General features: G+C 73.6%; 5 protein-coding genes. 3 read left to right on the top strand and 2 right to left on the bottom strand.

The window, feature by feature from the left end; all coding sequences use genetic code 11:
* Positions 1-297: 297 nt before the first annotated feature.
* Genes HMPREF3099_RS11575 through HMPREF3099_RS11565 form a run of 3 tightly spaced genes read left to right on the top strand, consistent with a single transcriptional unit; the run spans position 298 to position 2,854 of the window.
* On the top strand, positions 298-699 hold the full coding sequence (locus HMPREF3099_RS11575) for a cold-shock protein (protein ID WP_070706225.1): 402 nt from the start codon (positions 298-300) through the stop codon (positions 697-699).
* Positions 699-1,403 (top strand): DUF3027 domain-containing protein, encoded by a 705-nt coding sequence (locus tag HMPREF3099_RS13290; protein WP_070706224.1) that lies wholly within the window; start codon positions 699-701, stop codon positions 1,401-1,403. Before HMPREF3099_RS11575 ends, HMPREF3099_RS13290 begins: the two co-directional genes overlap by 1 nt.
* Positions 1,400-2,854: an NCS2 family permease gene (locus tag HMPREF3099_RS11565; protein ID WP_070706223.1), complete on the top strand. Its 1,455-nt coding sequence runs from the start codon at positions 1,400-1,402 to the stop codon at positions 2,852-2,854. The genes HMPREF3099_RS13290 and HMPREF3099_RS11565 overlap by 4 nt, the downstream gene beginning before the upstream one ends.
* Before the next feature lie 158 nt (positions 2,855-3,012).
* On the opposite strand, the gene HMPREF3099_RS12585 is transcribed toward HMPREF3099_RS11565, so the two are convergent.
* Positions 3,013-3,312, bottom strand: coding sequence for a hypothetical protein (locus tag HMPREF3099_RS12585; RefSeq protein WP_141494771.1), 300 nt, complete (start codon positions 3,310-3,312; stop codon positions 3,013-3,015).
* A gap of 113 nt (positions 3,313-3,425) precedes the next feature.
* On the bottom strand, positions 3,426-4,079 hold a 654-nt coding region (locus tag HMPREF3099_RS11555; protein WP_202816764.1), incomplete at its 5' end, for an ERAP1-like C-terminal domain-containing protein.

The following is a 4,079-nucleotide window of genomic DNA, read 5'->3' as shown; positions in this document are numbered from 1 at the left end:
GGCTCCCCAGCCGGACCCGCGACAGCCGCACCCGCTCACGGGCCTCCAGGGCCGACCCGCCCCGGAGTACGGCCAGTACGCCCCCGGGCACGGGCCCGACGGCAGCGCCCCCGAGGCCGGGGACGGCGCCCCGCAGAGTGGCTCGGACCCCGCCGGCGGCGCTCACCGTCTCTGACGCCGGCCCGTAGACTGGGCCCGCACGCGACCGCCACCCGGCCAGCCCCGACACCTGGCGCCGTCGCGCCCCATCCTGCTCGCCGTCCATCGGCGACCCCCCTTCTGCAACAGGAGTTCCCAGTGCCCACCGGAAAGGTCAAGTGGTACGACGCCGACAAGGGCTTCGGCTTCATCGGCGACGACGCCGGCGGTGACGTCTTCCTGCGCGCGGCCGCCCTGCCTGCCGGCGTGACCACCCTGCGCCCCGGCACCCGGCTGGAGTACAGCATCGTCCAGGGCCGCAAGGGTGACCAGGCCATGCACGTCGCGATGGTGGACGCCCCGCCGTCCGTGCAGCGTGGCCGCACCCTGCGCGACCGGAAGCCGGCCGACGACATGGCCGTGGTGGTGGAGGACCTCATCCGCCTCCTCGACGACGCGTCCAACCAGCTGCGCCGCGGCCGCTACCCCGACGCCCGCCACGGCGAGACCCTTGCCAAGGCGCTGCGCGCCGTGGCCGACCAGTTCGAGATGGGGCGCTGATGAGCACCACGCCCGAGTCCCGCCCGGCCACCCGCCCCGCCCGCGCCCCTCGCCCGGACACGGCCCTCATGGAGGCCGTGGACGCCGCCCGCGAGGGCCTGCACGGCATCGCCGCCGAGGGCTCCGTGGGCGAGCACACTGGCGCCCGCTCGGTGGGTGAGCGCCTGGTCACGCACGCCTTCACCTGCCTGATGCCGGGCTACACCGGATGGCAGTGGGAGGTCACCCTGGCCCGTGCCCCGCGCAGCCGCCGCGTCACCGTGTGCGAGGCCCACCTCGCCCCCGCCGAGGGGGCCCTGCTGGCCCCGGAGTGGGTGCCGTGGGCCGACCGGCTGCGCCCCGAGGACTTCGGTGTGGCCGACGCGAAGGCCGAGGAGGCCCAGCTGGTGCTGGTGGCCCCCCAGGCCCTGCCCGTGCGCCCCGGCGGTCACCAGCCCGAGCGCGTGGCCGCCCGCTGCGAGCAGTGCGACTGCACCGGCTACCTCGTGCCCGTGGAGGTGCTGCGCGCCGACCGCGCCGCCCTGACCGAGCCGGAGCCCGACCCCCTGCCCGACCCGCTCGTGGACGAGTTCGAGCTCGAGGTGGTGGACCTCTCGGAGGTGGAGCCCGAGGCCTCCGGTGCCGAGACCGAGGCCGGTGCCGAGCCGTCGCAGGCCCGGGAGTCCGACGCCGACGCCCCCACCACCGCCGAGGACCGCGCGTGAACGCGGCGCTCGAGCGCTGGTTCCACCTGCAGGAGCGGGGCACCACCGTCGTGCAGGAGGTGCGCGGCGGCGTCGTCACCTTCTTCACGATGGCCTACATCATCGTGCTCAACCCGCTGATGATCGGCACCGTGGCCGACGGCACCGGCGAGTTCCTCGGCGGCGGCCACGAGCCCAACATCGCGATGGTGGCCGCGGCCACGGCGCTGGTGGCCGGCGTCATGACCATCCTCATGGGCGTGGTGGCCAACTACCCCCTCGCCCTGGCCACGGGCCTGGGCCTCAACGCGTTCATCGCCTTCGGCGTGGCGAGCCTCCCGCAGGTCACCTGGGCCGACGCGATGGGCCTGGTGGTCATGGAGGGGCTCATCATCCTGCTGCTGGTGCTCACCGGTTTCCGGCAGGCGGTCTTCCACGCCATCCCGGCGCAGCTCAAGACGGCCATCAGCGTGGGCATCGGCCTGTTCATCGCCTTCGTCGGCCTCGTGGACGCCGGCATCGTGCGCAAGCCCGCCTCCGGTCCCGTGCCGGTGGAGATGGGTGTGGGTGGATTCCTCGCCGGGTGGCCCACCGTGGTGTTCGTGATCGGCCTGCTGGCCATCGTCGTGATGATGGTGCGCGGCGTCCGCGGCGCCATCCTCTACGGCATCCTCGGTGCCACCGTGCTGGCCATGGTGGTGGAGGCCGTCGCCGGCATCGGGTCGCAGACCGACGCCACCGGCAAGGTCGTCAACCCGACCGGCTGGGGCCTCAACGTGCCGCGCGTGCCCGACAGCTGGGTGCAGGCGCCGGACTTCGGCCTCATCGGGCAGTTCGACCTGCTGGGTTCCTTCTCCTCCATCGGCGTGGTGGGGGCGAGCCTGCTGGTCTTCACCCTCCTGCTGGCCGACTTCTTCGACACGATGGGCACGATGGTGGCCGTCGGTGCCGAGGCCGACCTGCTCGACGAGGAGGGCAACCCGCCGGGCGCGCAGCGCATCCTCGTGGTCGACTCGCTGGCTGCCGCCGCCGGTGGTGTGGGCTCGGTGAGCTCCAACACGAGCTTCATCGAGTCGGCCTCCGGCGTGGGCGAGGGTGCCCGCACGGGCCTGGCGAGCGTGGTCACCGGCGTGCTCTTCCTGCTGGCCACCTTCCTCTCCCCGCTGGTGTCGGTGGTGCCCTACGAGGCCGCCACCCCCGCCCTGGTGGTCGTCGGCTTCCTGATGATGCAGCAGGTCACCGGCATCGAGTGGAACCGTCTGGACATCGCCGTGCCGGCCTTCCTGACCATCGTCCTCATGCCCTTCACGTACTCGATCACCGCCGGCATCGGTGCCGGGTTCGTGACCTACGTGGTGCTGCAGGTGGTGCAGGGCCGCGGCAAGCAGCTGCACCCGCTGATGTGGCTCATCGCCGTGATGTTCCTGCTCTACTTCGGCATCGACCCGATCCGCGACCTGGCAGGTGTGTGATGAGTGCCCAGTCCCGACGCATCATCGTCCTCGTGACTCTGGCGGCCCTGATCCTGGGCCCCGTGCTGGCGGCCCTGTTCAACTGAGCTCCGGCTCGGCCCCGGTAGCCGAACGGCCCCCTCTCCCCGCGGGTGAGGGGGCCGTTCGCGCGCGATGCCTCAGGAGGCCGGCGGCGTGGCGCTCATGGGCGAGGAGTCGCCCGACGGCTGTTCGATGCTGGGGATGGTGATCGTCCCGTTCCCCGGCGAGGGGCTGGTCCCCGGCTCGCTCGGCGACTCCTCGCCCGTGCCGGTCGGGCTCGGCGACTCCTCGGTGGGCGAGTCCGCGGGCGACGACGGGGCCTGCGTGCTGGACGTGCCGGAGTCAGCCGCGTCGTCACCGGAGCTGCTGCAGGCGGTGAGACCGCCGAGTGCCAGGGCTGCGACGGCCAGGAGGCCGGATCGGGTGCTGGCTGCCATGGGAACCTTCCTTCGTGGTCGGGGTCACACCACGGTGGACCACCGGGGGCCCGGTGCCAACCCCACGGGCCCGACTGTGAGGAACCCGTGAGGCCGGCACCGGAACGGCCGGGTCAGGCCACGTCCACCGGCCCGGCCTCGGCGGCGAACCGCTGTGCGCGCAGCGAGCGGCGCAGGCCGTCCACTTCGTCGGCCACGATGCGGCGCAGCGCCGCGGGGGCCTCGGGGTGGGTGGTGAGCCACTCCTGGGCGGCGGCCTCGCTGGCCTCGCCCTCGGGGAAGGTGCCGGGCACGATCCGCTCGGCGATCTCCATCGCGTGGTCGGCCCAGATGCCCTCGAGACGGCCGAAGTACTCCTCGCGCAGCCAGCCCAGCTCCTCGGAGCGCAGCGGCTGGCGCATGCCCTCGATGGTGGCCGACACGTGGTCGTTCGTCATCGACAGCGGCGTGAGCAGGCGCTCCCAGGCCTCGCGGCGGCCCTGCTCACCGGGGAGCGAGGTGACGGCGGCCAGATGGCGCGTGATGGTGGTGTTGTTGCGCTCCGCCTCCAGCTCGGCGTCGAGCTCCTCCCGGGTGGCCTGGCCGGTGGCCGCCAGGGCGGTCCACAGGTCCCAGCGGCGGTCGGACTCCCACGCCAGGCCCTCGATCGTCTCGGTGCCCTCGAGCAGGCCGCGGGCCACCTCGCCCGACGCCGGATGCGTGGCCGCCGCGGCCCCGAAGGCCCGCTGCCACACCAGCTGGGCGTCGGAACCCGGCTCGGCGGCGCG

The sequence above is a fragment of the Kytococcus sp. HMSC28H12 genome (assembly GCF_001816045.1).
GTDB lineage: Bacteria > Actinomycetota > Actinomycetes > Actinomycetales > Dermatophilaceae > Kytococcus > Kytococcus schroeteri.
Note: the sequence above shows the minus strand (reverse complement) of the source record. Positions and strands in the feature narration are given on the sequence as shown.

Coding starts and splice junctions, on each gene's coding strand:
- HMPREF3099_RS12585 (WP_141494771.1), bottom strand. CDS start 3,312: ATGGCAGCCAGCACCCGATCCGGCCTCCTGGCCGTCGCAGCCCTGGCA.
- HMPREF3099_RS13290 (WP_070706224.1), top strand. CDS start 699: ATGAGCACCACGCCCGAGTCCCGCCCGGCCACCCGCCCCGCCCGCGCC.